Source organism: uncultured Pontibacter sp. (genome assembly GCF_947492645.1).
Lineage (GTDB): Bacteria > Bacteroidota > Bacteroidia > Cytophagales > Hymenobacteraceae > Pontibacter.
This window is the reverse complement of the sequence record NZ_CANLMZ010000004.1, coordinates 85,133-109,817: the sequence shown is the minus strand read 5'-3', so window position 1 is coordinate 109,817 and position 24,685 is coordinate 85,133. Positions and strand designations below refer to the sequence as shown.

The following is a 24,685-nucleotide window of genomic DNA, read 5'->3' as shown; positions in this document are numbered from 1 at the left end:
CTTTCCTCCTGCACCAGCGGCCTCTGCCCTGCCCTAAAGTATAAAGCAAAGCCATCGGAACATCAAATTTAAGCCTTATTGCTTAACCTTAAAACATTATCTGCTGAAAAGGCACGAATAGCAAGTATGAGCCCCACAAGTGCAAGTATATCACCGCCTACCGGTTTGCCTCCTTAAATTTTGCTACCTTTGTGGCGCAATCCATCTTTTAGCCTTTTACAAACCAACATGGAAACTGCAAACCAATTCTCCTCCATCAACCATTGGACCTATAACCACCTGGTAAATTTGGGAATGCCCGAAAACACAGCCATCTACCTGAACATGCTGCTGTTGCTTGCCCTTGTATTATTGCTGGCTTATACTTCTGGAGCCATTGCCCGAAGGCTGATGGTGGGGGCCGCAAAGAAATTCTCAGCCAGAACATCCACGCAGTTCGACGATTTTTTAATCCAGAACAAGGTTTTTGACCACTTAGCCAAAGTAGTGCCGCTTGTTATTATGGTGCAGGCGATTCCAGTTATGCTCTCTGACTTCCAGGAGTGGATAAAGCCGCTGAGAACTTTAGTGGATGTTTATACTGTGCTGCTATCAATCTGGGTGATCCGGGCATTTTTGCGCACGTTAAAAGACTACCTTAAAACTACGGCCCTTTTCCGTAACAAGCCCGTGGATAGCTTTTTACAGGTAATTTCCATTTTTTTATACTTTGTGGGCGGCCTGCTTATTTTTTCGTTGCTTACCGGCAAAGAAGTTTGGGCTTTTATAACAGCCATGGGTGCAGCCTCGGCTATACTTCTGCTCGTTTTTAAAGACACCATACTTGGCTTTGTGGCCAGCATACAGGTATCTACAAACGACATGGTGCGCATCGGCGATTGGATTACGATGGAAAAGTATGGCGCAGACGGCGATGTGATCGAGATAAACCTGACCACCGTTAAGGTGCAGAATTTCGATAAAACCATTACCACCATCCCGACTTATTACCTTATCTCTGACTCGTTTAAGAACTGGCGCGGCATGCAGAACGCAGGTGGCCGGCGCATCAAACGCTCCATCCTCATCAAGATATCAAGTATAAAATACCTTTCAGAGAAGGATATAAGCCGCTTTAGCAAGATACAGCTTGTAACGGATTACCTGCAGGAGCGCCAGGCAGAGATAGAAGCGTATAACAAGGCAAAGCATATTGATAAAAGTCTGCTTATAAATGGGCGCAGCATGACCAATGTGGGCGTATTCAGGAGGTATATTGATGCTTATATTGCGCAGCATGAGTTTACCCATAAGAACATGACCATGATGGTGCGCCAACTGGAACCAACTACCACAGGTATGCCTATTGAGCTGTACGTGTTTACGAACGATGTACGCTGGGACAGGTATGAGATGATCATGGCCGATATGTTCGACCACCTGTTGGCTGCGGTAAAATACTTTGATTTGGAAGTATTTGAAATGCCTGCCGCTGATGATCTCCGCACTTTACGAACGGCAGTATCTGCTAACCAGATTAGCCTTTACTCCTCAGCAGAAACACTCCAGAATTAAAAACGGCAATCCGGGTTTGCAATGCCATCTAATCTGTAACTTAGTATAGTTGAAACAGCCCCTTAGCCATACGATACTTTTTTACCTGCTGCCCTGCCTGTTGGTAATTTGCCAAAGCTGCGTAGTGCAGCAACTGGACCAGGCGCCATACAAACACACTACATACTACCGCCAAACTGTAGATGCCCTGCAGCAGCAGCCACACGTTAATGCCGCCGGCGATACCCTGCAGGTAGGATGGGCAAAAGTAAATATCACACCTCCTGCCGGTACACCACTAGCTGGCTATGGCAAGAGGCTCGGTATGAAGTATACGGTTGTGCACGACTCTGTTTGGGTACGTACGTTTGCGTTTGACAACGGTAAAAACCAGGCCTATTTCGTGGCTTTGGACATGCTGATTGCGCCGATGAGTGTAGCTGCTGCCCTGGAGGAAGAATACCCGCGCTTAAATCTGCAACCGGACCAAGTATACTTATCTGCCACCCACACCCATAGCAGCTTTGGTGGGTGGGGCAAAAAAGTTGCGGGCCGCATTATGGCTGGCAAGTATAAAAAGGAGGTAGTAAACCAAACGGTGCAACGCATCATCCAAAGTATACAGCTTGCACGCCAAAACCAGCAGCCTGCTAAAGTTGGCTACGGCACAGCAAACGGCGCAGCACTAGTAAAAAATCGTTTAACTGGCGTTGCCGCAGAGAGAGACACGACGCTGCGCTACTTGAAATTCGAGCGGTCTGATGGCACAACGGCTATACTTTGCAGTTTTTCAGCGCACGCTACCATCCTACCATCCATGCAGCCTGTGCTCTCCGGAGACTACCCTGCGGTGCTGGTGCGGGAGCTGGAGCAACATGTAAGTTTTGCGGCCTTTTCGGCGGGGGCAGTTGGCAGCCACTCCAGCGTTTACCACCACGGCGATAGTTTTGAAAGTACCGAAGAAGTAGGCCAAAACCTGGCTAAACGCATACTTGCAGCAGTTCCGGAAACGCCGGTTTCCTTTACATCAGACCTTAGCACAAAACGAGTACCGCTTTGCCTTCCTGAACCGCATTGGCGTATCGGCGAAAACAAAAGGTTTGCACCAGGCTTATTCTATACTTTTTTTGGCCGCTACAACGCCTATCTTAACAGCCTGCAAATTGGCCCTGTGGTAATGCTGGGAGTACCGGCAGATTACTCCGGGGAGTTTATACCAGCGTTGGCCGCACATGCCCGGAAGCAGCAAAAACATGTAATGGTAACCGGTTTTAACGGCAGTTACCTTGGTTATATTATTCCGGATGCACACTACAAACTTAAGAAGTATGAAGCCAGGGCCATGAACTTTTATGGCCCTACAGCCGGCAGCTATATAACAGAAATACTCCACCGCCTGCTGTCTCTGCACCAAAGCAAAGCACCTTAAAAGCATTCAATTTAATTTTAATGCAATCCACAGACCTCCTCCGTGTGCCCCACCAAGTATAAGATTCCAATTTTTACCTCATATTTTTTAAGCATTCCAATACTATTCTTTATAAAGTTATAAACTTTAAGTTCAGTTATCGGTTTAATAAGTATAGTAGTTGCTTCATTATCAAGCAGCTTTGTGCAATTAAACCAGATACTCATGGAGTACTTACCAAATATTATACTTTTTACTGTTGTGGGTTTATACTTGCTCTTGCTGGTGTTTATGCTGGCATGGGTATACCATGATGCAGAACAGCGCGGGTTAAACGGTTGGCTTATCACGGCTTTAACGTTTTTCTCGGGTACGATATTCGGAACGGTAGTTTGGTTAGTTTTCAGGCCTAAACTTGAAACACAAACGGTACCCGTCCGGAGTTAATGAGATAATTTTCAAGTTTTATTTTTCAGCTGGCAGCACTCGATGTTGCCAGCTGTTTTTTTGCCCATATCCAACTGTTTACAGCTTCCTGCTTTTTTAGAAGCTGCTGTTATGCCTGTGCTAAGTATGGCAAAGTATGTATATTTGAGAAGTATAAACCAACCTCCTCATGCGATCACTTCTTTCAGGCCTATGCCTTCTGCTTAGCTTAACTGCTTTGGCGCAACAGCCCACCTATCAAAACCTTGTATTTGAAGGCGGAGGCGTTAGAGGCATTGCTTACGGTGGTGCTTTAGAGCAATTAGACTCCCTGGGTATCTTGTCTCCGATAAAAAGGGTAGCAGGCACATCGGCGGGTGCCATACAGGCAGCGTTGCTGGCGGTGGGTTATACGCCCACCGAGATTACTGAAATAACCTACGCTACACCGGTGCAGCAGTTCAACGACGGCCGCTTTATATTTTTTGGAGGTACTAACCGGCTTTTTAAGCAGTATGGCTGGTACAGGGGCGATAAATTTACCGATTGGATAGGCAAAATGATAGAGGCTAAAACAGGATCACCTAACCTGACCTTTGCCCAGTTGCACGCCCTAGCAGGTTACAGCAATTACAAAGACCTCTATGTTACGGGCACCAACCTATCTGACCAGAGTGTTATGGTTTTCTCGCATGAGACTTTCCCGGACATGCAGGTAAAGCATGCTGTGCGCATTTCCATGTCCATCCCATTATACTACAGGGCGGTATTGCTGGACCAACAGGGCAACATTGTAACCAAACCTAAGAAAGGCCAGGAGGTAGATGTGCTGGTAGACGGCGGGATACTGGCAAACTTCCCCCTAACCCTTTTCGACGATCCGAAGTACTTAGCATCCACCTCTCCTGCCCAAACAGACTACGACAGCCAAGGTACGTTTTACAACCCGCAAACGCTGGGCCTCCGGCTGGACAGAGACGAACAAATTGCCTTTGATAAACAGCAGGCAGGATTGGCGCCTTACAACATCAGCAAGTTTAGCGACTATATGGGGGCTTTTTATAACATCGTAAAAGAGAGCCTGAATCGCCAGCACATACAACCCCACGACTGGACAAGAACCATTTCTACCAGCACAGCCGGTTTTAGCTCTAAGGTGCGCAAGCTTAGCGAAATTGAGAAAAGCACTTTGCTAAAAAGTGGCCGTAATGGCGTACAAGCCTTTATAAACCGAAACCAGGCACCGCAGCATGAACAAAAGTAAAGGCGTACAACAGGAATCTGTTTTTATCAGGCTAAATGCCACCGACACTTTGCATTTACGGCGTGTAAGCAGGCAACATCAAGGCCCGCCGGTGCTACTGGTGCACGGCTCTATCGAAAACGGCAAAATATTCTATACTAAATCCGGGAAGGGTTTTGCGCCATACCTGGCCGAACAAGGGTATGATGTGTTTGTAGCAGACCTTCGCGGTCGTGGCAAAAGCACGCCTGCCATATCGCGTTACTCAGATTTTGGCCTTAACCATACGTTGCAGGAGGATTTCCCAGCCATAATCCGGAAAATAAAAGAACTTAAAGGTGATGTGCCGCAATACTGGGCCGCTCACTCCTGGGGAGGCGTGTTAATGCTGGCATACCTGGCAAGGCCATCAGAGCCTGTACAAGTGCAGGCAATGGCATTTTTTGGCAGCAAAAGGCGCATCAGCATCAAAAGCCTTAAAAAGTTTATGATGGTGGATGTGGTCTGGAACTGGGCTGCAAAGGTAGTGGTGGCTGCAAAGGGCTGGTTGCCAGCCAAACACATGCGCATGGGCTCTGACAGCGAAACCCGGCTTACGCACCGCCAAACCCATGCCTGGGTGGTGCAAAAAGAGTGGCGCCATTGGCACGACGGTTTTGATTATGCCGCAGCCCTGCAACACATGCACCTGCCGCCTACTTTATACTTAACCGGAGCTAAAGACGACGTATTGGGCCACCCCACCGATGTAGAAAAACTGATGCAGGAAACAGGCAGCAAGCAAAGCGAATTTAGAGTGCTCAGCAAGGCAAACGGTAACCTGCACGATTATGGCCACATTGATATACTTACCCATCATGATGCACCCCACGATCATTTCCCGGTGGTGCTGGGTTGGTTTAAAAAAAATGGTGCTGTTGCAACGCTTTCACCTAAAACAGGGTCAGGAGATTAAACACCATATGCTTGATCATAAATAATAACTCTGCTTAAATTTTACAACTACGCATATTACCCTTATGAAATTAACCCTTAAAAACTTCATGCCATTTGTTGCAGGCCTTGCATTGCTTACCTCCTGCGAAAACTGCGAGACACCTACTACAGCACAACTTACGCTCGAAGACACTAACTGGCTGGCCTATGTGAACCCTGTTCCTTCGGATGGCAAACCAGACACCATCAGGTTTACAAACGAAGTTAACGCTACTATAAAGTTTGTTCGCACGCAACTTCACTCAGCAACTGTTCCAGGAGATGGTTATTCATTTGAGGATAAATGCATTGAGCAAATGGACACGCAGGCAAGCTCCGTTATACAGGATGTAGCCAGAAAAATGCCCGGTCTGGCAGTATCTATACTTAGAAAGCCAGCAGACCTAAAGGTGCACTTGCTAGTAGATGGGCTTGGCGTTTACGAGATAGATGAGCAGAATCCTACACACCCTTCGCTAACAGTTAATAATAAGGTATACGCGAACGTGTTTGAGGTAAACGTGCCGGGCAATGACAACGATAACAAAGGCAAAGTGAAGCAGATACTGTTTAATAAAACTGATGGCTTCATTAAAGTAGATTTCTATGGTGGCAAGCACCTGCAACTGTAACAGCTTTTAAACAAGAGAGGCAGCTTCTAAAAGCTGCCTCTCTTGTTTTCATCACCTTAAACGTGCTGATACTCTTTGTTTAACTCAACCAGCACATCAATGGCTGTTTTAACATGCTCCAGCGGTTTGGAGAGCGAATTAAAAATGTAACGCACAATACCCTTCTTATCGATGATATACGTAACGCGGCCAGGCAAAATACCCAACCTGCGGGGCACGCCGTACATACTGCGTATGCGCCCGCCCTCATCGCTAAGCAGCACAAACGGCAGGTGGTGCACACGTTCAAAGCGCTTATGCGACTCCACGCTGTCTGAGCTGATACCTACTACCTCAGCACCATACTCTTTAAAAACTTCGTATTGGTTCCTGAATTCGCATGCCTGCTTTGTGCATCCTGTGGTACTGTCTTTAGGATAAAAGTACAATACCACGTTTTTCTCTCCCCGCATGTCCTGCAACCGAAAAAAGCCTCCATCTTGCCTTGTCAGTTCAAAGTCCGGAGCTTTATCGCCTACCTTTATTGCTTCTCCACTCATAATCAGGTTCACATTCATCTCCTATAAAAAACCAATTCTGCAATAAAAAGTTCGTCTGCAAGTTAGATTTAAACCAACCAATCCACCAAAGAAAAAGGTCACTTTTAGCTTAAAAAAAAGAATTTAGAGATATTTGTGCACACCCTTACGCACCTATGCCGCTCATACACGTTATCATACCTGCTTTTAACGAAGAAAAATCTATAGCTAAAGTAATCAGGGATATTCCTGATGCCTTTGTGGCAGAGGTGATTGTGGTTAACAACAACTCTACGGACGCTACCGCCGCTGAAGCTGCCGCTGCGGGTGCCACCGTGCTGCACGAGCCACAACCCGGTTATGGCAACGCCTGTTTAAAAGGCATAGCCTATGCTGCGGCTAAGCCCGAGGCGATACGCCCCGATATTATCGTTTTCCTGGATGGCGATTATTCTGACTACCCCGGGGAGCTGCCTGCTATCGTACAACCTTTGTTAGATGGCCGCGCAGAGATGGTAATTGGGTCAAGGGCCCTGGGAAACCGGGAGGCTGGCTCCATGATGCCGCAACAGATATTCGGGAACTGGCTGGCTACAACCTTGCTCAGGTGGCTATACGGTGCTCGTTTCACAGACTTAGGACCGTTCAGAGCCATTAAGCTGCCCACTCTGCTGCAACTGGACATGCGCGACCGCACCTACGGCTGGACCGTTGAAATGCAGGCCAAAGCTGCCAAACACAAAGTGCCTTATACCGAAGTTCCCGTAACTTACCGTAAGCGCATTGGTTTTTCCAAAGTATCAGGCACCGTTAAAGGAAGTGTAATGGCCGGGTATAAAATTATATTCACGATATTTAAAGTATTATTCTGATTTAGCACGGGCTCCCTCCCCTGCCCTTTGCCAAAAGCATGCACAACATCAGCGTAACGTTTAAAAGGCACAGCAACTATGAACATACCAGAAGCAATGACGATTGGAGTATACAGCCTCTGCCTTGCTTTTATTTTTTGTTATAGTATGGCCCAACTGCACCTGACGATACTTTACTGGCGCAAAGAAAAGAAGCCTGCTGCAGGGAGTCCGCGTAAAACCCAAAGCGCTGAAGTATGGCCTGCTGTTACGGTGCAGCTGCCCCTTTATAACGAGCGTTATGTGGCAGAACGCCTGATTGAGGCAATCGCCGCACTTGATTATCCACCCCAACAGCTACAAATCCAGGTCCTCGACGATTCTACTGACGAAACTACGGCCATCATACAGGCAAAACTGCTACAGTACCCGGACCTCAACATCCAGCACATCAGAAGGGCAGACCGCGAAGGGTTTAAAGCCGGAGCCCTGCAATACGGAATGCAAACGGCTACCGGGGAATATATCGCCATTTTCGACGCTGATTTCCTGCCACACCCCGACTTTCTCAAACGCACCATCGTTTCGTTTAGCCACGATAAGGTTGGGGTAGTGCAAACGCGCTGGGGGCACCTGAACAAAAGCTACTCTTTGCTTACCCGCCTGCAGGCTTTTGGCTTGGATGCACATTTTACTGTAGAGCAGGTTGGCCGAAACAGCGGTGGGCATTTTATTAATTTTAACGGAACAGCCGGCGTATGGCGCAAAGCCTGCATAGAGGATGCCGGCGGCTGGCAAGCCGATACCCTTACCGAAGACCTGGACCTGAGCTACCGGGCACAGCTAAAAGGCTGGCAGTTTATTTTTTTAGAGGATGTGGATGCCCCTGCCGAGTTGCCTGCCGCCATGGGTGCGCTAAAGTCGCAGCAGTTCCGCTGGACCAAGGGGGCAGCCGAGACAGCACGCAAACACCTGGCCCATGTGCTGCAGTCGCGGGTGCCGCTACCCACTAAGCTGCATGCTACCTTCCACCTGCTAAACAGCATGGTGTTTATTTGCGTGCTGCTGACGGCGGTACTAAGTATACCCATGCTGTTTATAAAAGATAATAACCCGCAGCTGGCCCTGCTCTTCAAATTCGGGTCTGTGTTGCTGCTAAGCTTGGTTGCCTTGATTGCCTTTTACTGGACAGCTCTTTACCAGCAAAGCCGGCAAGCCTGGAAAACCACCAAACGCTTTGTTCCGGATTTTTTCCTGTTCCTGTGTATTTCCATGGGTTTATCGCTGCACAACAGCATGGCCGTTGCAGAAGGCTTGCTGGGAATAAAAACTCCTTTTATCCGCACCCCAAAGTATAACCTTTTGCATGCCCGCGACTCGTGGCGGAAACAAGCATACTTTATGCAAAGTATAAGCCTTTTAACAGTACTGGAGGGTTTGCTTACTTTATACTTTGCGGCTGGCATTGTGCTGGCCTTCTGGCTTGGGGACTATGGTTTGCTGCCTTTCCATGTGATGCTGGTAATCGGGTTTGGCGCTGTATTTTTCTATTCCCTTTACCATAACAGACGCGCTTAAACACGTTTTATGACGAAAAGCAATATAGCTGCTTATACGTTACTTGCCCTTTCGGCTGTGGCTTACCTGGCATTGGCTTATGCTACGCCGCGTATAGCCTTTACGCAGCTTTTGCTGCTGTATGCCTTTGTGTTTGCCGCTTACCTGTATGTAATTAACCATAGGTTTAGTGTGTGGCATGGCATAGCTGCTGCCATGTTTTTCAGGCTGTTGTTTCTTATGGCAACGCCTGCCCTTTCTGATGATTATTTCAGGTTTGTGTGGGATGGGCGCTTGCTGGCCGCAGGTATAAACCCGTACGCGCAGTTGCCTTCTTTTTTTGTGAAACCAGATGCGCCACAGCTTGCCGGCATAACAGAGGCACTTTACCAAAACTTAAATTCACAGCATTACTTTAGTGTTTACCCACCGGTGGCACAAGCGGTGTTCTGGCTTTCTGTTAAGTTATCTCTTGCAAGTATAACCGGTAGCGTGGTGGTGATGCGGCTTATACTTATACTTGCCGAATTTGGAAGTATACTGCTGCTGTTGCGCCTGTTACGCAAAATGGCCTTACCTGAAAAGCACCTGCTGCTGTACGCCCTGAACCCACTCGTTATCTTAGAGCTTACCGGCAACCTGCACTTTGAAGCGCTGATGATCTTTTTCCTGCTGGTGGCCCTGTACCAGCTTTTGTACCAGCGTGTACTCATAACGGGAGTGGCACTAGGGCTGGCCATAGGCACCAAGCTGCTTCCGCTCATGTTTCTGCCCTTCCTGTTCCGAAAGCTTGGGGTGCTTAAGTTTACGGTGCTTGCTGCTGCTATGGCACTAACGCTGGTTCTACTATTTTACCCGCTGGTAAGCCTGCAGTTACTGCAAAACATATGGCAAAGCATCGACCTGTACTTTCAGCAGTTTGAGTTTAATGCCAGCATTTACTACCTGCTGCGCTGGTTTGGCTTTATACTTACCGGCTACAACCAGATTGCTGTTATCGGGCCATTGCTCTCGTGGGTAGTGTTGGTGAGTATTCTTGCCCTGGCTTCTGTTAAAAACATCGGCTCGGTGCGGAGGCTTGCTGGCTATATGGCGGTGGCCCTTACCATTTACCTGTTCCTGGCTACAACCGTGCATCCCTGGTATATCAGCACGGTGCTGGCCCTTACGGTTCTAAGCCAGTTCAGGTACGCTGTGGTATGGTCGGGTTTAGCCATACTTACCTACGCCACTTACCAGCACACGCCTTATAAAGAGGATCTTTTGTTGGTAACACTAGAGTATATGCTTGTTTTTCTGTGGGTGATGGTAGAGCTATACTTGTATCGCCAGCGCAGAAAGCACAGTAATCTAAAAGCATAGCCGATGCTGTGTTGTTGGCAAATCCCTTACATTCTTTAGCAGTACATTTTGTAGCCTGTGTGCTTGAGGCAAAATCAAACTATACTTAAAATAACACAGGCCGAATAATAATTTTGCGCGCCATAGCAACTTGATTGTTCAACTATAGCTTATTAATGCGTAGTTTTGCTGCGCATAGTAACTACCCACACAATTGACATCTACAGTACCCCCCGGGCATCAATTCTTTGTTCCATTTGGCGAAGCACTTAGGGCATACACGTTACCAGATAAGTTTACTTATCCCTTTAAATACGAGCCGCACCCACTTAGTTTACGCGCAGTAGCTGAACTGCAGCAATACCTAACGGAGCAAAACGATTGGGAGCACAACTTTGGCCTTACCCCGGGACAGGCAGGAGCAGTAATCGGGAAAATGTTTGGTGTGCTGGTAGTAAGAACGCAGCAAAATGAAGTAGGATACCTGGCTGCATTTTCTGGCAAACTAGCAGGTGGCTACCACCATGCAAAATTTGTTCCGCCCGTTTTTGACGGGCTTACAGCAGGCAGCTTCCTGAACATTGGCATGACAGAACTATCACGCATTAACCACGAGATTAAAGCCCTTGGAGCGCTTACGTCTGATGAAAATTTAGCGAAGATTGACCTGCTTCTGGAGCTACGCAGAAAGAACTCGATTGCTTTACAAGCTAAATTATTTGACCAGTACAATTTCCTGAACCAGGCTGGTGTAGTAAAAAGTCTGCGTGAGATTTTTCGGGGTAACAGCAACCCTCCTGCCGGAGCCGGCGAGTGTGCAGCCCCAAAGTTGCTGCACTACGCGTTTCAGCACAACATGCAGCCTTTGGCTATGGCAGAGTTTTGGTGGGGTTTATCGCCTAAATCCGACTTTTGGAAGCATGGACATTTTTACCCTGCCTGCCACGAAAAATGCGAACCCATACTAGCGCACATGCTGGAGGCCATGGCTTTGGATGAAAAGCCGGTTTAGCGAATCCAGTTATACTTTGTAGCTGTTGATTTGCTTATAAGTTGCAAGCTCAATACAAATCCGTTAAACCACATCATACTTTACTCTTCCCCCATATCTTTCAGGGGCTGCATCAGGAAATCATTCAGGGGCTTGAGGGCTTTCATGGCATCTATCACCACATCCATAAAGCCAGCACTCAAAACAACTTTGTCGCTAATCGGCATGGTGGCGTTCCAGCTTTTAAAGCGCAGGTATCCTATAGCGGGGTTCTCTTTATCATAGCCCTTTGGCGTGGTTTTAAGCTGCTCACCATTCAAATTTCCAAAACGCTTTTTAAAGTCTGCGGCCTCGACTATACTTTTAAACTCATTCAGGTTATAATCTATTTCCTGGCGCACGGCTTTTAGTTGCTCGGCAGGGGGCATCCAAAGGCCACCTGCCACAAAAGAATTGTTGTTGCCTGCCAGGTGCAAGTAATAGCCCGGGTTGATGGATTTACGCCCTCCCTCTGCAACATAGGCACCGAAATGGTCTTTGTAAGGCCGCTTATCATTAGAGAAGCGTACATCGCGGTATATCCGGAACACGAGGTCTTTGCCACTTTGGTTGAGGGCAACAGGTTCGAAAACCTGCATGTGCTCCAGCATCTCGTCCAGGAAACCGATATAATTTTTTCGGGCCTCTTCGTAGCGTTTCTTGTGTTCGTTAAACCACTCGCGGGTATTGTTTTGGGTAAGATCGGCTAAAAAGGCAAGTGTACTCTTATCTATGGTGGCAGGCATGCTTTTGTATTTTTATGTTTGTTTTAGCTAAAGAACGAGGAAGTATAAATCAAAGTTAAATTTCGGGGTTCTCCCAGTAGGCGTAACGGCTGATCTTTTTAAGTTGAAGCGTGCGGCCATCCCAGGTTTGCTGCTGCAGCAAGTGGTTTGGGTAACGGGCATCAAACGTATAAATATTCTGTTTATCCTTATCTAACTGCACCTTTACCTGCCATGCCGGCTTGCCGTTTACCTGTGTTTTTATACTTGCTATATGGGCTTTGTAAATTAGAGGTTCGCTGGCTTTGTTTGTCTGTTGCAGTTCCAGCACATTTGCCTCAAATTGCAGAGTATCAGAGAAGCGAAGCGCGCGCAACGTGTAAGGCAGCTGGTCTTCAATTAAAATATTCTTTGGTAACTCCCGGCTACCCTCACCCTGCCCATCAAAGTATGAATTAAAGTGCTGCCGGAAAACGGAAGACGCATCGGTTATACTTTTAAACGTGTTGCCACACCACTCCTGCGACGAGGCGGTTAGCTTATGCAGCGCCCACGGCCGGCTACGGTGCACAAACACGGAAGTAAGGTAATGGTACGGGTAGTTGTCTGTTTCAATGCGGGCAAACTCGTTCACCTTCATCACCGGGAATAGATCATCACGGGTGTAGTCGTCTGTTTTAACATTGTGTGCTTTATTGAAGTCCTCTTTCACGGTAATTATAGTATAATCGAAGTGGCGCACTTTGTTGTAAACCGTTCTGCTAGCATCATATATAGCAACTTCAGCCAGGCCGTCGTCCCAAAGCGTATCCATTGCCCAGGCCGCGTTGAAATACTCCTGAAGTATGTTATAATCCTTTTGTTGCGATTGGGCAGAGGTTAAGTTCGTGCCCTGGCTGGAGCAGCCGCTTAAACCTATGGCTATACCTGAGCAGAGCAAACAAAAAAGTAAAAAGTATTTTGGCATCGGGTATCTGATTATCATACAAACCTACAAAACTAATTAAAAGAAAAAGCAGTCCTTTTGTTTCTATGCCTCCTTAGCAGTACATCCTGAGTTTTGTATCAAAATAATAAACCGGTAACGTGCCACGAACTACTTGCTCACGTACAAAAGAGAAGGTTACACGCACAAGATCATTATGTTACGTTTACTGTACTTACTACTTTATACATTGATAGCTACAGTAGCAGGTGCGCAGCAAATAACGGATGCGGCAAAACCATACGTGAAAGACAGGTTGGCGGCTGCTATCACAACTTACCAAACTATGGTAGAGGCCAATGCCTGGAATACGTTTCCTGTTGACTTACTGCTAAAGCCCGGCGATACCAGCAAACATGTAACGGCCCTACAGGAAAACCTGGTGCTTACTGGAGATCTGCCCCTTGAAAATGCTGGTTTACAAGGCGTGTATACTTCCGCACTTGAGAAGGCTGTACGTCGTTTTCAGGCCAGGCATGGCCTTGCCCCTGATGGCGTGGTTGGGCCAAATACAGTAGTTACCCTAAACGTGCCGCTAACGCAACGCCTTTGGCAGCTGCAGCACAACCTCTCGCTCTGGGATAGCTCCTATCTTGCAGCTCCGCAACCCTATATTGTTATCAACCTGCCCGATTATACGCTACAGGTAGTAGACAGCGGTAAAACTGTGTTGCAGATGCGGGTAATTGTTGGTAAACCCGGGCTAAAAACGTATCCTATCTTAAGCGAACTGGACATGCTGGTGCTTTATCCATACTGGTACATTCCGAAGTCGATAGCCGTTAATGAGATTGTGCCTTTGTTACGCAGAAACCCCGGTTACCTGGCCCGGAAGAGAATGGTGCTCGAAAAGCAAAGCGCAACTGGTTGGGTACGTGTAAACCCCTGGCGCGTAAACTGGCAAAGTATAGATGCCTCAAATTATGTTTACCGCATTTACCAACTGGCCGGAAAGCAAAACGAACTGGGCCATGTAAAGTTTTTGTACGCCAATAAGCTGCCGCAATACATGCACGACACGCCAGAGAAAAAACTATTTGATTACCCTAACCGGGCGTTCAGCCATGGCTGCATCAGGTTGGAAAAGCCTTTTGAGTTAGCTGATTTTATACTTGAAAAGGGCTCTGGCTACACTCCGGAAAAAGTAAAAGCCCTCTGGAACCAGAACAAACCTAACCACTACCTTAAAGTTAAAAACCCGCTGCCATTGCGCATTGTATATTTTACTGCCTGGGTAGATGAATTCGAGCAAGTCCAGTTCCGGGAAGATATGTATGGTTTTCATCAACAGCCGCAGCTAAGTGCTGAGTAAGCTTAGATAACCTTATTCCTCTACTCTTCTGTCTGCTGCCAGAAGTCTTCATCAAGGTCCTCCATATAGTCTACATCAGAGAGTTCGGGTAGTACCTTATGAGACAGGTGCAGTCTTTCTATATCATAAAGGGTATCCGGGAAAACATGTTCTGTACTCCAACGCTTGCCCTGGAACAGCTCAGGGTGCAGGTGGTTCATACCCAGCAGGTAATAACCGCCATCTAAGGCAGGGCCAATCACAACATCATGCGTTTTAAGGGCCTCAAAGGCTTTCTCCAATATAGCAGGTGTCAGCTGGTGGCAATCGCTCCCTATAATCACAACGGAAGTATAACCCTGGGCAAAGGCATCCCTAAAAGCTTGCTGCATCTTTTCTCCGAGATCACCGTTTGCCTGCAGTTGCTTTTTATACTTGCTATTGGGCCAAAGGTCGTGGTGGTCAATTTCGTTGGAGTAGTACACTACTTTGTCCATCGGCAGGTTTTCGGTAACCAGCCTGGTGTGCTGCAGCAGGTGCATGTAAATGGCCAGCGCTTCCTCAGGACCAACAGAGGCTGCCAATCGAGTTTTTACCTTTCCCAACTCCGGGTTGCGCACAAACAGCATCAGTAAGTTTTTATCACTCATAAACCTTTTCTCCTTTGTTTAGCCAAATACCCCAGGCCTGGGAGTATGCATGCACTTTAGTTGTCGGGCCTTTGGCATTGGTGATAGTATAGCCTTTGTTTACCCACTCAAAAAGCCCTCCGTACAGGTTGTATACGTTTGTATAGCCTGCCTTCTTCAGCTTTTCGCCAACCTTTTCGCTGCGGTAGCCAACGGAGCAGTATACTATAAGCGGTGTGTTTTTAGGGAGGTGGTGAAGTTGATTCAAATTAAAATCATCATACCCAATGTAGGTTGCGTTTGGCAGGTGGCTCACAGTATACTCACGTTCAGTTCTGGTATCTAAAAGTATAAGCTCTTGTTTACCATTATCTAGCTTTTGCTTTAAAACCTGCGGTGTTATAACAGGAACAGAATTGGAGTACAGCGTTTTAAGCATGGCATGATATGCCTTCTCACTTGTTTGGCCACAGGCTTTTAACAGGAAAAGGTAAGCAAGTATAAACAGGAAGGTAAGCTTTTTGGTCATTTTAAATTGGTTACTTTACTGTTTCGCCGCCACAACTGGAGCCGGCACCAGCGGTGCAGCCGTAACAATGCTGGTTAAGTATAATTTGCCGCGCATCAAGTTCCTCCAGGCTAAAGTCTTTAATGTGCTGCGGTGCACTTTGGGCAACTTTCAGGTCCAGCATCTGGTTAAAGTCGCAGTCGTAAAGGTACCCGTCCCACCCTACTGATACGGTGTTTCGGCACATTACGCCAGCTGCGGCTGCTGGGTTAAAAGCCTCTATCAGTTTGTGCATGTAGCTCTCGTAGTTTCCGCTTTGCATCAGGTAATCGAGGTAACGACTAACAGGAAGGTTGGTGATGCAGAATAAGTTGTTGAACTCGATGTTATAGCCGCTTTTTAGCCTTCGCTTAAACTCCCCCTCCAGCGACTTCTGGCTGCTTGGCAAAAAAGCCCCCGACGGATTGTACACCAGGTCCAACTGAAAGCTGCTCCCCTCTTTTCCGTAGCCCACAGCATTAAGCATTTGCAGCGCTTTAATTGATTTATCAAAAACACCATCTCCACGCTGGGCATCGGTGCGGGAGGCCATAAAGTATGGCAACGATGATATAACGTGCACCCCATGCTCCTTGAAAAACTCCGGCAGGCTATGATATTTTTTGTTTGCAAGTATGATCGTGAGGTTGCAGCGCACAATTACCTGCCGCCCCAGCTTAGAAAGCTCCTCCACAAACCACCTGAAGTCCGGATTCATCTCTGGTGCTCCGCCTGTTAAGTCTACTGTAGTTATCTGTGGCGCGTGCAGCAGCGCATCGAGGCACAACTGCATCGTTTCGCGGGTCATTATCTCTTTCCGATCCGGGCCTGCATCTACATGGCAATGCTTGCAGGTTTGGTTGCACATTTTGCCTACGTTAACCTGTAGTATGGTTGTGCCGGTGGGTGTAAGCGGAAACAAGTCGTGCTCGCGCAGCCGCGCTGCAAATGCCGGAAACTGATCTCCGTGGCTACTTGGCTGTTGCAGCACGTTTAACTGGTAAAACGGGTCGGCCAGTTCGTGGTGCTGGCCCTTTAAAGATTTTGTGGTAAACACCATAGGCTACATACTAACCTCTTTCACCTTGTTCATCATCTGCACGCCATGCACCAGCGCAGCTCCTCCTTTTATGGCAACCGCCACGTGCACCGCCTCCATCATCTGGGCTTCGTCGGCACCTTTCTGCAGGCAGTCGGTGCTATAGGCATCAATGCAATAAGGGCATTGCACCGCATGTGCTACTGCCAGGGCTATCAACGATTTCTCTCGTTCTGTTAAGGCTCCTTCTTTAAAAACCTCACCGTAGTAGTCAAAGAATTTGCGGCCCAATTCTGGCTGCCACTCTGTAACGTTTCCGAATTTTGGGAGATCTGCGGGGTTATAATATGCGCTATCCATAGGTTTCGAAGTATAAATTGAAAGCTTTGTTTAAGGTAGAAGCCTAAAATACGACATTTGTTCAAGTTTAGGGCCGGCAAATGTAATATTGCACCTGTTTATCTACAGTTTGTGATGTTAGCTAAGTCAATCTATAGTATAGTAAACGTAGATTTGAAAACCCTGAACCACTAAACCGGTTTATAAAGTATAAACAGTTTCACAAATTCATAAAGATTAACTACTGTTTACCAAAACTGTATATTTAAGCCGCAAGCAAGTATAAAACTATGACCATAGAAAGTATAAATCCCGCTACCGGAGAAATTATCAAAACATTTAAGGCTGATAGCCCTTCGGAAGTTAAAGCTAAAATTGAAGCCGCAGAAAAAGCCTTTAAAAGCTGGCGCGAAACAAGCTTTGATGAGCGTGCAAAGTATATGCGCAAGCAGGCCGACATCCTGGAGCAGGAGGCGGAAAAGTATGGCAGAATCATTACGCTAGAGATGGGCAAACCCCTGAAAGATGCCATTGCCGAAGTTAAGAAATGCGCAAAAGCCTGCCGCTACTACGCCGACAATGCAGCAGATTTCCTGAAGGACGAAATAATTGAAACAGATGCCTCTAAAAGTATGATTTCCTTCGAGCCACTTGGTGCCGTGCTGGCAATTATGCCCTGGAACTTCCCCTTCTGGCAGGCATACCGTTTTCTGGCTCCTGCCCTTATGGCCGGAAATGTGGGCCTTTTGAAACATGCCTCAAACGTGCCGCAATGTGCTTTGGCCATGGAAGAGATCGTTCGGGAATCCGGATTCCCGGCAGATGTGTTTCAGACGCTGCTGATAGGCTCTAAAGAAGTAGAGGCAGTAATTGAAAACCCTATTGTAAAGGCAGTTACTTTAACCGGAAGCGAGGGTGCAGGTGCCCAGGTAGCCGGAATTGCAGGCCGCGAAATAAAGAAGACTGTGCTCGAACTTGGCGGCAGCGATGCCTTTATAGTGTTGGAGGACGCTGACTTAGACAAAGCAGCAGAAATTGCAGTAAAATCAAGGATGGTAAATACAGGCCAGAGTTGTATTGCAGCTAAGCGTTTTATTGTGGTAGAAAGTATAGCCGATGCTTTTCTGGAGAAGATGAAGACTAAAATGAGTAGCCTTAAAACAGGTAATCCCTTAACAGAAGAAGCTGATTATGGCCCGCTGGCCCGTAAGGACCTGGCAGAAGACCTGGAAAAGCAGGTGAAAGCATCTGTAGAAAAAGGAGCTGAAATAGTGCTTGATGGTGGCCGCAACGGAGACGATAGTGCCTATTTTAAGCCAATGATCCTGAAAAACGTAAAGCCCGGCATGCCTGCTTACGAAGAAGAAATGTTTGGGCCTGTAGCAGCCGTTATGGTGGTGAAAGATGAAGACGAAGCAATTAAAATAGCCAATGATTCTCGTTTCGGCCTTGGTGGCGCCGTTTGGACACAGGATAAAGAAAGAGGCCTGCGTGTGGCTCGCAAAGTAGAAACGGGTGCTATGTTTGTAAATGCGCTGGTTGCCTCTACCCCTGAAATGCCTTTTGGCGGCATCAAAAAATCAGGCTACGGCCGTGAGCTGTCTTACCTGGGCATAAGAGAGTTCGTGAACCAGAAAAGTATTTGGGTGGCTTAAAGCTACTGTACAAGTCGGTTAACGAAGGACTACTGCTGCCATCCCGAACAGTTCGAGAGACTACACGCTGTTCGGAATGGCGGGCATTATTAACAGTAGCCAAGCAGCTTATAAACTACAAAACCAGTAATTTCATGTATTAGCAAATGCCACCTGCTAAATGCCTCCGCGCTTGGTATAATCACTTCATCAGGGGTATAACGGCGCTCGTAGGAGTAAAAGTCCGTGGGAAAACTATCAGCGTTTACTCCTGCTTTCTCGAAACAAGCTGCTGAGCGCCTCATATGAAATGCAGACGTAACGAGTAACACCTTTTTAAACTGAGGGTGCTTTTCTAAAAGCGCTGCTGTATTAACGGCATTTTCGCGGGTGTTGCGGCTGTTGCTCTCTGTTATGATATCTTCTTCTGCCACTCCGGCCATCAGCAGTATTTTCTCAATCTGCTCTGCTTCCGGTATCCTGTTTTCCAATACAAATCCGCTACCACCGGTAATCAGTATTTTGTCTATTTTGCCCATGCGGTAAAGGTGTAAAGGGTGCAGAAAACGATCCGCACCTTTAGAAGTATGAATTCTGTCCGGTACATCTTCACGGTAAGAGGTAACTCCCGTAAGTATAACCGCCACATCATAATCACCCACATTTTTTATAGGCATTGCCTTAACTTCCCAGGCACGCCATACTTCATTCGATATAAACGGGTTGGAGAAGAAGAGTAGCAACCCCACCGATGTCAGCAATGTTAAACGCTTCCACTTCTGAGACTTGAGAAATACTGCTAACAGCAACAGCACAATTACCCAGATAACGGGCATCAGCAGGTATTGAAGGGTTTTAGAAAGTATAAAAAACATGCAGGATATTACTGAGGAACAATTTTACAGCTACGGCCACAAAGCAACCGAAGGGCCAAATATACTTAAAGCCTTAAAGATAAGTATGGCCTGCCAGCAAATCTGCATCAGAAGAATTTCCGGATCACCCATAAAACCAGGGACAGCAGTATACTTAAGAGGATCATACTTGTAATAGGAGCATAAAAGCGCATATTCTTCCGCTCCACCCGAATATCACCGGGCAAATTCCCGAACCAGCTAAACTTATCGCCTGCCAGCCATACCACCAGCCCGATTAGCACCACAACAACGCCTATTATTATAATTACTTTTCCTGCCTGCATATGCATGTAATTTATACTTTTTACTCCAAAAACGCATCTCAAGATTCAATTCATACTTCCTTTGCGTCTTATCATCAAGGTTAGTCAGTATTAGTTTTAAAAAGGCACAGGCAGCCTTGAAAGCATGTACAAATCTCTCGGATTTACCGCCTGAAAACGTTAAATTTGACAGCTGTTACGTTTACTAAAACCCAAATTCACTTGAAAGTTTGTATTGCTGAGAAACCGAGTGTAGCCCGCGAAATTGCCATGGTAATTGGTGCTAAAACCAAAAAAGACGGTTACTATGAAGGCAACGGCTATCAGGTAACCTGGACCTTCGGCCACTTTTGCACTCTGCGCGAGCCTGATGATTACCGCCCTGAATGGAAGCGCTGGAGCCTTTACGACTTACCCATGCTGCCAGAGCGGTACGGCATTAAGCTGATGAAGGATTCTGGGGTGCAGAAGCAGTTTAAGATTATACAACAGTTACTGGATAAAGCGGAGGAAGTGATAAACTGCGGTGATGCCGGCCAGGAAGGAGAAGTTATACAGCGTTGGGTATTAACAGAAGCCAAGTATAAAAAACCATTTAAGCGCCTCTGGATTTCCTCACTCACCGAAGATGCCATACGCCAGGGCTTCTCGCAGCTTAAACCAGGCTCCGATTTCGACTCGCTTTACCAGGCAGGCAAAAGCCGCGCCATCGGCGACTGGTTGCTGGGCCTTAATGCAACACGTTTATTTACGCTGAAGTATGCCAACGGCAGCCGCCAGACGCTTTCCATAGGCAGGGTACAGACTCCTACCCTGGCCATGATCGTAAACCGCCACCACGAAATTGCCAATTTTGTGCCGCAGCCATTCTGGGAGCTTAAAACTGTTTACCGCGACACAGTATTTTCTAGCACCAACGGCCGTTTCCAGAAAGAGGAAGAAGCCCAGAAAATAATGGAGGCGATAAAAGAGGCAGAGCTGACTATTACCGATGTAGAAACCAAAAGAGGAACCGAATCATCTCCCAGGCTTTTCGACCTGACATCGCTTCAGATAGAGTGCAACAACAAGTTAAGCATATCTGCCGACGAGACGCTGAAAACGGTGCAAAGCCTTTATGAGAAAAAAGTTGTTTCTTACCCGCGTGTAGATACCACTTTCTTACCAGATGATATTTACCCGAAGATTCCGGGTATACTACAGGGGCTGAGCAATTATAGGCAAGAGGTGGAACCGCTGCTGCAAAGTAAAATCAGGAAAACGAAGAAGGTATTTAACAACAATAAAGTAACCGACCACCACGCCATTATACCTACTGGCGCCGCTGCAAGTGGCCTTTATGGCCGCGAGGCTGATGTATACGACATCATTACCCGCCGCTTTTTAGCTGCCTTTTACCCGGATTGTATCGTGAGCAACACTACGGTAATGGCAGAGTCTGCGGGATATTCTTTTAGAGTGAGAGGCAAGCAGATTCTGGAGCCGGGCTGGCGTGTACTGTACGGTGCCGAAGATGTAAAGTCATCTGAGGCGCCTACCGGCAAAGAAGGTGAAAATAAAGAAGAAGACGAAGCCACAGGCGTTTTACCGCACTTCGATAAAGGCGAACACGGACCGCACGAGCCGCTGCTGGATAAAAAAATGACCAACCCGCCGAAAGAATATACCGAAGCTACCTTGCTGCGCGCTATGGAAACTGCCGGCAGACAGGTTGATAACGATGAACTGAAGGAGGCGCTGAAGGAAAATGGCATCGGCAGGCCTTCCACCCGTGCTGCCATCATTGAAACACTCTTTAAGCGCCAGTATATCCGCAAAGAAAAAAAGAAGATCATTCCTACCCAAATGGGCATCGACCTGATTGGCGTTATACGCAACCAAACCCTGAAATCGGCGGAGATGACCGGGCAATGGGAGCGTAAACTGCGCCAGATAGAAGGTGGAGAGTTTAAGGCAGAGGATTTTTTAAAAGAGCTGCAGGACTTTGTGATTAGCCTGGTGCAGGAAGTAAAGTATGATAAGGCAACTGTAACCTTAGAGCCAACCCAGGAAGAGGCCAAACCAGCTCCTGCCAAGAAAAAAGCAGCCACCAGCTCCGCAAAAAAAGAACAGGCACCTGTAAAGGGCCTAGGCGACTGCCCTGCCTGTAAAGAAGGGCACATAGTTAAAGGCTCTAAAGCCTACGGATGCATCCGCTTCAAAGAAGGCTGCCGTTTTCTGATTCCTATTGCTCAACAGGGCAAAGAATTTACCGAAAAGCAAGTGCAGGCACTACTAAGCAAAGGCAAAACGCCTGTGGTAAAAAGCTTTAAAGATGACGCGGGAGAGAGCTTTGATGCCATACTTACATTGAATAGCGACCACCAGCTTGTACTGGAAAAAGTGGCGAAAGCAGCCGACGTTGATCCTTTTGCTCAATGCCCACGCTGCAAGCAGGGCAAGTTGCTTAAAGGCAAAGCAGCCTACGGATGCAGCAGGTTTAAAGAAGGCTGCCACCTGATTATACCTTTTGAAAAAGGAGGCAAAAAATTAAACGAGAAACAAATCGGGACATTACTTCTTAAAGGAAAGACTGCCAAGATAAAAGGCTTTATTTCAGAGAAGACCGGTGAGCCTTTTGATGCCGCACTCAGCTTTAACGAGCAATGGCAGGTGGTGTACCAATTTTAAAGTATGACCGACTCGCATTAAAACAGAAAAGGGGCGCCTCGCGGTACCCCTTTTTCTGTTCCATCTATACGTTAGATTTACTTTACAGTAAATTTTACTTCCTGCTGCTCTAGGTTTGTGCGCTTATCTGTTGCAGATACCTGCAGTTTATACACACCCGGCGTTATGCCACTTATCGCAACTGTTGTATCAAAGTCGATCACGTTTCTTTCCGGGAATTTCTTAAACTTAAACAGTACCGTTTCTGAATTCAATCCGCTAACTGTAAACTCAATGTCTTTAACCAGATCTTTGTCTACAGCTGTAACGCTTAGGCGAAGCCCCTGTGACGTATTAATTGTCTGGTTGTTTGATGGATTATTAATCGTAAGGCTTGGCTTAGATCCATCTGGCTGTAAGCTTCCGTCCTCAAAAAGATCCTCACATGCGGTAAGCATACTAACGGCTACCACAGATACCAGCATTGTTTTCAGTTTCATTGTATTTGGCTAAAAGTTTATTCGTAATCTTTTGGGCTGTCTTCGATCCTTTAACAGCGGACCTCTCAGGATTATCCCGTTTTTGAGCTTGAGCTGCAAATGTAAACTTACAGTTATTTAAGCAAATAAAAATAACCTAAAGCTTAAATCATTACAATTCCAGAATATTATCCAATCAAATATAATGCAATATAAGTTCATTCAAAACAAGATTTACATTGAAACCACGCTTTCTTTGGCTTAATGCTGTTATATAATCTGAGTTATCATAAAAGCCTTAAAGTGCAAATCCTATCTATTAATATAATAGCGTAGCAAGCGCAAGCATGCAGTTTAAAACCTAAAAAGGTAAAATTTGCTAATTACCAGGCGCTGCTGCTCGTTAAAAGCTTTTTTTAAAATCAAGAAGTTAAGTAAGGCATTGATAACTAAACACAAGCAACGTCGTAAAAAAACACGTCGTAGCTTATTTTTTGCTACGGGAAAATGACTTTTCACTTAACACAAAAAGAACAACTATGAGAAGCTATGAGAACTCGGGCTACAACCCGTACAACGACAACTACAGGTCTGAATCAAGAAGTGCAGGCAGAAACTATTCATCAAGTGACTTTGACAGCTCACCACGCAACCGTAGTTACGGTAGCTCTAATTATAGATCAGGAGAGTTAGGCTCAGGCAGAGATGCCTATTCAAACTCTGGCTATGGTAATTCATCTACCTACGGCCGTTCCGCAGGATCATCTAATTACGGATCAGGGTCATCTAACTACGGCTCCGGTTCTTCCGGATACGGCAGCTCAGGCTACGGCTCTGGATCTTCTAATTATGGATCGGGCTCTTCAAACTATGGCTCGTCAGGAAACTACGGCTCTACTAACTACGGCAGCAGCAACTCCGACAGAAACCGCCATGGCAGCGACAGCAGCTGGGACCGCGCCGGTGACCGCATAGAAAATGCATGGGACCGAACTAAGAATCGTGTATCAAACGCCTGGGACAGAGCAACAGACGATAACGATCGTGATGATTACAGAAACCGCAGCTCAAGCAACTATGGTTCAGGCTATAGCTCAGGATCATCAAACTATGGTGGTTCGGGTATGTCTAATTATGGTTCTGGATCATCTAATTACGGAAGATCTGGCATGTCCGGTTATGGCTCAGGATCATCTAGTTATGGCGGATACGGCAGCTCAGGTTACGGATCAGGATCCTCTAATTATGGTTCCGGATCAAACTATGGATCGGGATCGTCCAATTACGGCTCTGGCTCCTCTGGATACGGCAGCTCAGGCTACGGCTCCGGTTCATCTAACTATGGATCGGGCTCGTCAAACTATGGTTCGTCTTCATCGTATGGCAGAGACCGCTATAACTCAGACTACGACAGAGACCAGCATGACCGAGGGTTCTTTGAGCGTGCAGGCGACGAAATAAAATCATGGTTTGGCGATGATGAAGCAGAGCGCAGAAGAAGAATGGATGAAATGCAGGATCGTAGTGGCGACAGCGATTACAACCGGTATGGGAGAAGCTCCTCATCACAGGGAAACTCCTATAGCGGACCTCCCTACTCTTACGGATCATCTTCGAGAAGAGACTATGAGTGGTAGAAACACCTTCAGGCAACCGTTTTCATATGGTTACCTC

The 24,685-nt window shown here is 46.8% G+C and carries 24 protein-coding genes; 14 read left to right on the top strand and 10 right to left on the bottom strand.

Features of this window, described 5'->3' with window-relative positions; all coding sequences use genetic code 11:
• Window positions 1-228 precede the first annotated feature (228 nt).
• From Q1A23_RS05065 to Q1A23_RS05040, 6 genes are all read left to right on the top strand, one after another.
• Window positions 229-1,554 carry a mechanosensitive ion channel domain-containing protein gene (locus Q1A23_RS05065; protein WP_299820411.1) on the top strand — a complete coding sequence of 442 codons (1,326 nt, stop codon included), beginning with the start codon at window positions 229-231 and terminating at the stop codon, window positions 1,552-1,554.
• A 49-nt stretch (window positions 1,555-1,603) separates the two neighbouring features.
• Window positions 1,604-2,962: a neutral/alkaline non-lysosomal ceramidase N-terminal domain-containing protein gene (locus tag Q1A23_RS05060; protein ID WP_299820408.1), complete on the top strand. Its 1,359-nt coding sequence runs from the start codon at window positions 1,604-1,606 to the stop codon at window positions 2,960-2,962.
• A 204-nt stretch (window positions 2,963-3,166) separates the two neighbouring features.
• Complete coding sequence (locus Q1A23_RS05055) at window positions 3,167-3,388, top strand: hypothetical protein (protein ID WP_299820405.1); 222 nt, start codon at window positions 3,167-3,169, stop codon at window positions 3,386-3,388.
• A gap of 169 nt (window positions 3,389-3,557) precedes the next feature.
• Window positions 3,558-4,631, top strand: coding sequence for a patatin-like phospholipase family protein (locus Q1A23_RS05050; RefSeq protein WP_299820402.1), 1,074 nt, complete (start codon window positions 3,558-3,560; stop codon window positions 4,629-4,631).
• The gene (locus Q1A23_RS05045) at window positions 4,618-5,565 is read left to right on the top strand and encodes an alpha/beta fold hydrolase (protein ID WP_299820399.1); all 948 of its coding nucleotides are present in this window, start codon (window positions 4,618-4,620) and stop codon (window positions 5,563-5,565) included. Before Q1A23_RS05050 ends, Q1A23_RS05045 begins: the two co-directional genes overlap by 14 nt.
• Window positions 5,566-5,629: 64 nt before the next feature.
• Window positions 5,630-6,217, top strand: coding sequence for a hypothetical protein (locus tag Q1A23_RS05040; protein ID WP_299820396.1), 588 nt, complete (start codon window positions 5,630-5,632; stop codon window positions 6,215-6,217).
• 56 nt (window positions 6,218-6,273) lie between these two features.
• Here Q1A23_RS05040 and Q1A23_RS05035 read toward each other — a convergent pair whose 3' ends face one another.
• A complete protein-coding gene (locus tag Q1A23_RS05035; protein WP_299820393.1) occupies window positions 6,274-6,756 on the bottom strand; it encodes a peroxiredoxin in 483 nt (160 codons plus the stop codon).
• 155 nt (window positions 6,757-6,911) lie between these two features.
• On the opposite strand from Q1A23_RS05035, the gene Q1A23_RS05030 reads away from it, so the two are divergent.
• From Q1A23_RS05030 to Q1A23_RS05015, 4 genes are all read left to right on the top strand, one after another.
• Complete coding sequence (locus tag Q1A23_RS05030) at window positions 6,912-7,607, top strand: glycosyltransferase family 2 protein (protein WP_299820390.1); 696 nt, start codon at window positions 6,912-6,914, stop codon at window positions 7,605-7,607.
• Window positions 7,608-7,685: 78 nt separating this feature from the next.
• Complete coding sequence (locus Q1A23_RS05025) at window positions 7,686-9,164, top strand: cellulose synthase family protein (RefSeq protein ID WP_299820387.1); 1,479 nt, start codon at window positions 7,686-7,688, stop codon at window positions 9,162-9,164.
• Between the two features lie 9 nt (window positions 9,165-9,173).
• Window positions 9,174-10,505, top strand: a complete 1,332-nt coding sequence (locus Q1A23_RS05020) for a hypothetical protein (RefSeq protein ID WP_299820384.1) — start codon at window positions 9,174-9,176, stop codon at window positions 10,503-10,505.
• 193 nt (window positions 10,506-10,698) lie between these two features.
• Entirely contained in the window at window positions 10,699-11,496 is a 798-nt protein-coding gene (locus tag Q1A23_RS05015) for a pseudouridylate synthase (protein ID WP_299820381.1), read from the top strand.
• A gap of 80 nt (window positions 11,497-11,576) precedes the next feature.
• On the opposite strand, the gene Q1A23_RS05010 is transcribed toward Q1A23_RS05015, so the two are convergent.
• Window positions 11,577-12,260 carry a DUF2461 domain-containing protein gene (locus Q1A23_RS05010; RefSeq protein ID WP_299820378.1) on the bottom strand — a complete coding sequence of 228 codons (684 nt, stop codon included), beginning with the start codon at window positions 12,258-12,260 and terminating at the stop codon, window positions 11,577-11,579.
• Between the two features lie 55 nt (window positions 12,261-12,315).
• A complete protein-coding gene (locus Q1A23_RS05005) occupies window positions 12,316-13,224 on the bottom strand; it encodes a hypothetical protein (protein WP_299820375.1) in 909 nt (302 codons plus the stop codon).
• A 157-nt stretch (window positions 13,225-13,381) separates the two neighbouring features.
• On the opposite strand from Q1A23_RS05005, the gene Q1A23_RS05000 reads away from it, so the two are divergent.
• Entirely contained in the window at window positions 13,382-14,536 is a 1,155-nt protein-coding gene (locus Q1A23_RS05000; RefSeq protein WP_299820372.1) for a L,D-transpeptidase family protein, read from the top strand.
• A gap of 20 nt (window positions 14,537-14,556) precedes the next feature.
• Here Q1A23_RS05000 and Q1A23_RS04995 read toward each other — a convergent pair whose 3' ends face one another.
• From Q1A23_RS04995 to Q1A23_RS04980, 4 genes are read right to left on the bottom strand one after another with little or no spacing between them, the layout of a single operon-like run.
• Window positions 14,557-15,165 (bottom strand): TIGR04282 family arsenosugar biosynthesis glycosyltransferase, encoded by a 609-nt coding sequence (locus Q1A23_RS04995; RefSeq protein WP_299820369.1) that lies wholly within the window; start codon window positions 15,163-15,165, stop codon window positions 14,557-14,559.
• Window positions 15,158-15,673 (bottom strand): rhodanese-like domain-containing protein, encoded by a 516-nt coding sequence (locus tag Q1A23_RS04990; protein ID WP_299820366.1) that lies wholly within the window; start codon window positions 15,671-15,673, stop codon window positions 15,158-15,160. The genes Q1A23_RS04995 and Q1A23_RS04990 overlap by 8 nt, the downstream gene beginning before the upstream one ends.
• Window positions 15,674-15,683: 10 nt before the next feature.
• Window positions 15,684-16,751: an arsenosugar biosynthesis radical SAM (seleno)protein ArsS gene (arsS, locus tag Q1A23_RS04985; RefSeq protein WP_299820363.1), complete on the bottom strand. Its 1,068-nt coding sequence runs from the start codon at window positions 16,749-16,751 to the stop codon at window positions 15,684-15,686.
• Between the two features lie 3 nt (window positions 16,752-16,754).
• Entirely contained in the window at window positions 16,755-17,090 is a 336-nt protein-coding gene (locus tag Q1A23_RS04980) for an arsenosugar biosynthesis-associated peroxidase-like protein (RefSeq protein ID WP_299820360.1), read from the bottom strand.
• 269 nt (window positions 17,091-17,359) lie between these two features.
• Here Q1A23_RS04980 and Q1A23_RS04975 point away from each other — a divergent pair, with 269 nt between their 5' ends.
• A complete protein-coding gene (locus tag Q1A23_RS04975) occupies window positions 17,360-18,724 on the top strand; it encodes an NAD-dependent succinate-semialdehyde dehydrogenase (protein WP_299820357.1) in 1,365 nt (454 codons plus the stop codon).
• Window positions 18,725-18,813: 89 nt separating this feature from the next.
• Here Q1A23_RS04975 and Q1A23_RS04970 read toward each other — a convergent pair whose 3' ends face one another.
• Together Q1A23_RS04970 and Q1A23_RS04965 are read right to left on the bottom strand one after the other, a co-directional pair.
• Entirely contained in the window at window positions 18,814-19,578 is a 765-nt protein-coding gene (locus Q1A23_RS04970) for a YdcF family protein (protein ID WP_299820354.1), read from the bottom strand.
• 107 nt (window positions 19,579-19,685) lie between these two features.
• Window positions 19,686-19,904 carry a DUF2905 domain-containing protein gene (locus Q1A23_RS04965; RefSeq protein ID WP_299820351.1) on the bottom strand — a complete coding sequence of 73 codons (219 nt, stop codon included), beginning with the start codon at window positions 19,902-19,904 and terminating at the stop codon, window positions 19,686-19,688.
• Window positions 19,905-20,105: 201 nt separating this feature from the next.
• Here Q1A23_RS04965 and Q1A23_RS04960 point away from each other — a divergent pair, with 201 nt between their 5' ends.
• On the top strand, window positions 20,106-22,553 hold the full coding sequence (locus Q1A23_RS04960; protein ID WP_299820348.1) for a type IA DNA topoisomerase: 2,448 nt from the start codon (window positions 20,106-20,108) through the stop codon (window positions 22,551-22,553).
• 77 nt (window positions 22,554-22,630) lie between these two features.
• On the opposite strand, the gene Q1A23_RS04955 is transcribed toward Q1A23_RS04960, so the two are convergent.
• Window positions 22,631-23,032 carry an Ig-like domain-containing protein gene (locus tag Q1A23_RS04955; RefSeq protein ID WP_299820345.1) on the bottom strand — a complete coding sequence of 134 codons (402 nt, stop codon included), beginning with the start codon at window positions 23,030-23,032 and terminating at the stop codon, window positions 22,631-22,633.
• Window positions 23,033-23,550: 518 nt separating this feature from the next.
• On the opposite strand from Q1A23_RS04955, the gene Q1A23_RS04950 reads away from it, so the two are divergent.
• A complete protein-coding gene (locus Q1A23_RS04950; protein WP_299820342.1) occupies window positions 23,551-24,648 on the top strand; it encodes an SWFGD domain-containing protein in 1,098 nt (365 codons plus the stop codon).
• The last annotated feature ends 37 nt before the right edge of the window (window positions 24,649-24,685 follow it).

Coding starts and splice junctions, on each gene's coding strand:
- Q1A23_RS05065 (WP_299820411.1), top strand. CDS start 229: ATGGAAACTGCAAACCAATTCTCCTCCATCAACCATTGGACCTATAAC.
- Q1A23_RS05055 (WP_299820405.1), top strand. CDS start 3,167: ATGGAGTACTTACCAAATATTATACTTTTTACTGTTGTGGGTTTATAC.
- Q1A23_RS05050 (WP_299820402.1), top strand. CDS start 3,558: ATGCGATCACTTCTTTCAGGCCTATGCCTTCTGCTTAGCTTAACTGCT.
- Q1A23_RS05045 (WP_299820399.1), top strand. CDS start 4,618: ATGAACAAAAGTAAAGGCGTACAACAGGAATCTGTTTTTATCAGGCTA.
- Q1A23_RS05040 (WP_299820396.1), top strand. CDS start 5,630: ATGAAATTAACCCTTAAAAACTTCATGCCATTTGTTGCAGGCCTTGCA.
- Q1A23_RS05035 (WP_299820393.1), bottom strand. CDS start 6,756: ATGAGTGGAGAAGCAATAAAGGTAGGCGATAAAGCTCCGGACTTTGAA.
- Q1A23_RS05030 (WP_299820390.1), top strand. CDS start 6,912: ATGCCGCTCATACACGTTATCATACCTGCTTTTAACGAAGAAAAATCT.
- Q1A23_RS05025 (WP_299820387.1), top strand. CDS start 7,686: ATGAACATACCAGAAGCAATGACGATTGGAGTATACAGCCTCTGCCTT.
- Q1A23_RS05020 (WP_299820384.1), top strand. CDS start 9,174: ATGACGAAAAGCAATATAGCTGCTTATACGTTACTTGCCCTTTCGGCT.
- Q1A23_RS05010 (WP_299820378.1), bottom strand. CDS start 12,260: ATGCCTGCCACCATAGATAAGAGTACACTTGCCTTTTTAGCCGATCTT.
- Q1A23_RS05005 (WP_299820375.1), bottom strand. CDS start 13,224: ATGATAATCAGATACCCGATGCCAAAATACTTTTTACTTTTTTGTTTG.
- Q1A23_RS05000 (WP_299820372.1), top strand. CDS start 13,382: ATGTTACGTTTACTGTACTTACTACTTTATACATTGATAGCTACAGTA.
- Q1A23_RS04995 (WP_299820369.1), bottom strand. CDS start 15,165: ATGAGTGATAAAAACTTACTGATGCTGTTTGTGCGCAACCCGGAGTTG.
- Q1A23_RS04990 (WP_299820366.1), bottom strand. CDS start 15,673: ATGACCAAAAAGCTTACCTTCCTGTTTATACTTGCTTACCTTTTCCTG.
- arsS (WP_299820363.1), bottom strand. CDS start 16,751: ATGGTGTTTACCACAAAATCTTTAAAGGGCCAGCACCACGAACTGGCC.
- Q1A23_RS04980 (WP_299820360.1), bottom strand. CDS start 17,090: ATGGATAGCGCATATTATAACCCCGCAGATCTCCCAAAATTCGGAAAC.
- Q1A23_RS04975 (WP_299820357.1), top strand. CDS start 17,360: ATGACCATAGAAAGTATAAATCCCGCTACCGGAGAAATTATCAAAACA.
- Q1A23_RS04970 (WP_299820354.1), bottom strand. CDS start 19,578: ATGTTTTTTATACTTTCTAAAACCCTTCAATACCTGCTGATGCCCGTT.
- Q1A23_RS04965 (WP_299820351.1), bottom strand. CDS start 19,904: ATGCAGGCAGGAAAAGTAATTATAATAATAGGCGTTGTTGTGGTGCTA.
- Q1A23_RS04955 (WP_299820345.1), bottom strand. CDS start 23,032: ATGAAACTGAAAACAATGCTGGTATCTGTGGTAGCCGTTAGTATGCTT.
- Q1A23_RS04950 (WP_299820342.1), top strand. CDS start 23,551: ATGAGAAGCTATGAGAACTCGGGCTACAACCCGTACAACGACAACTAC.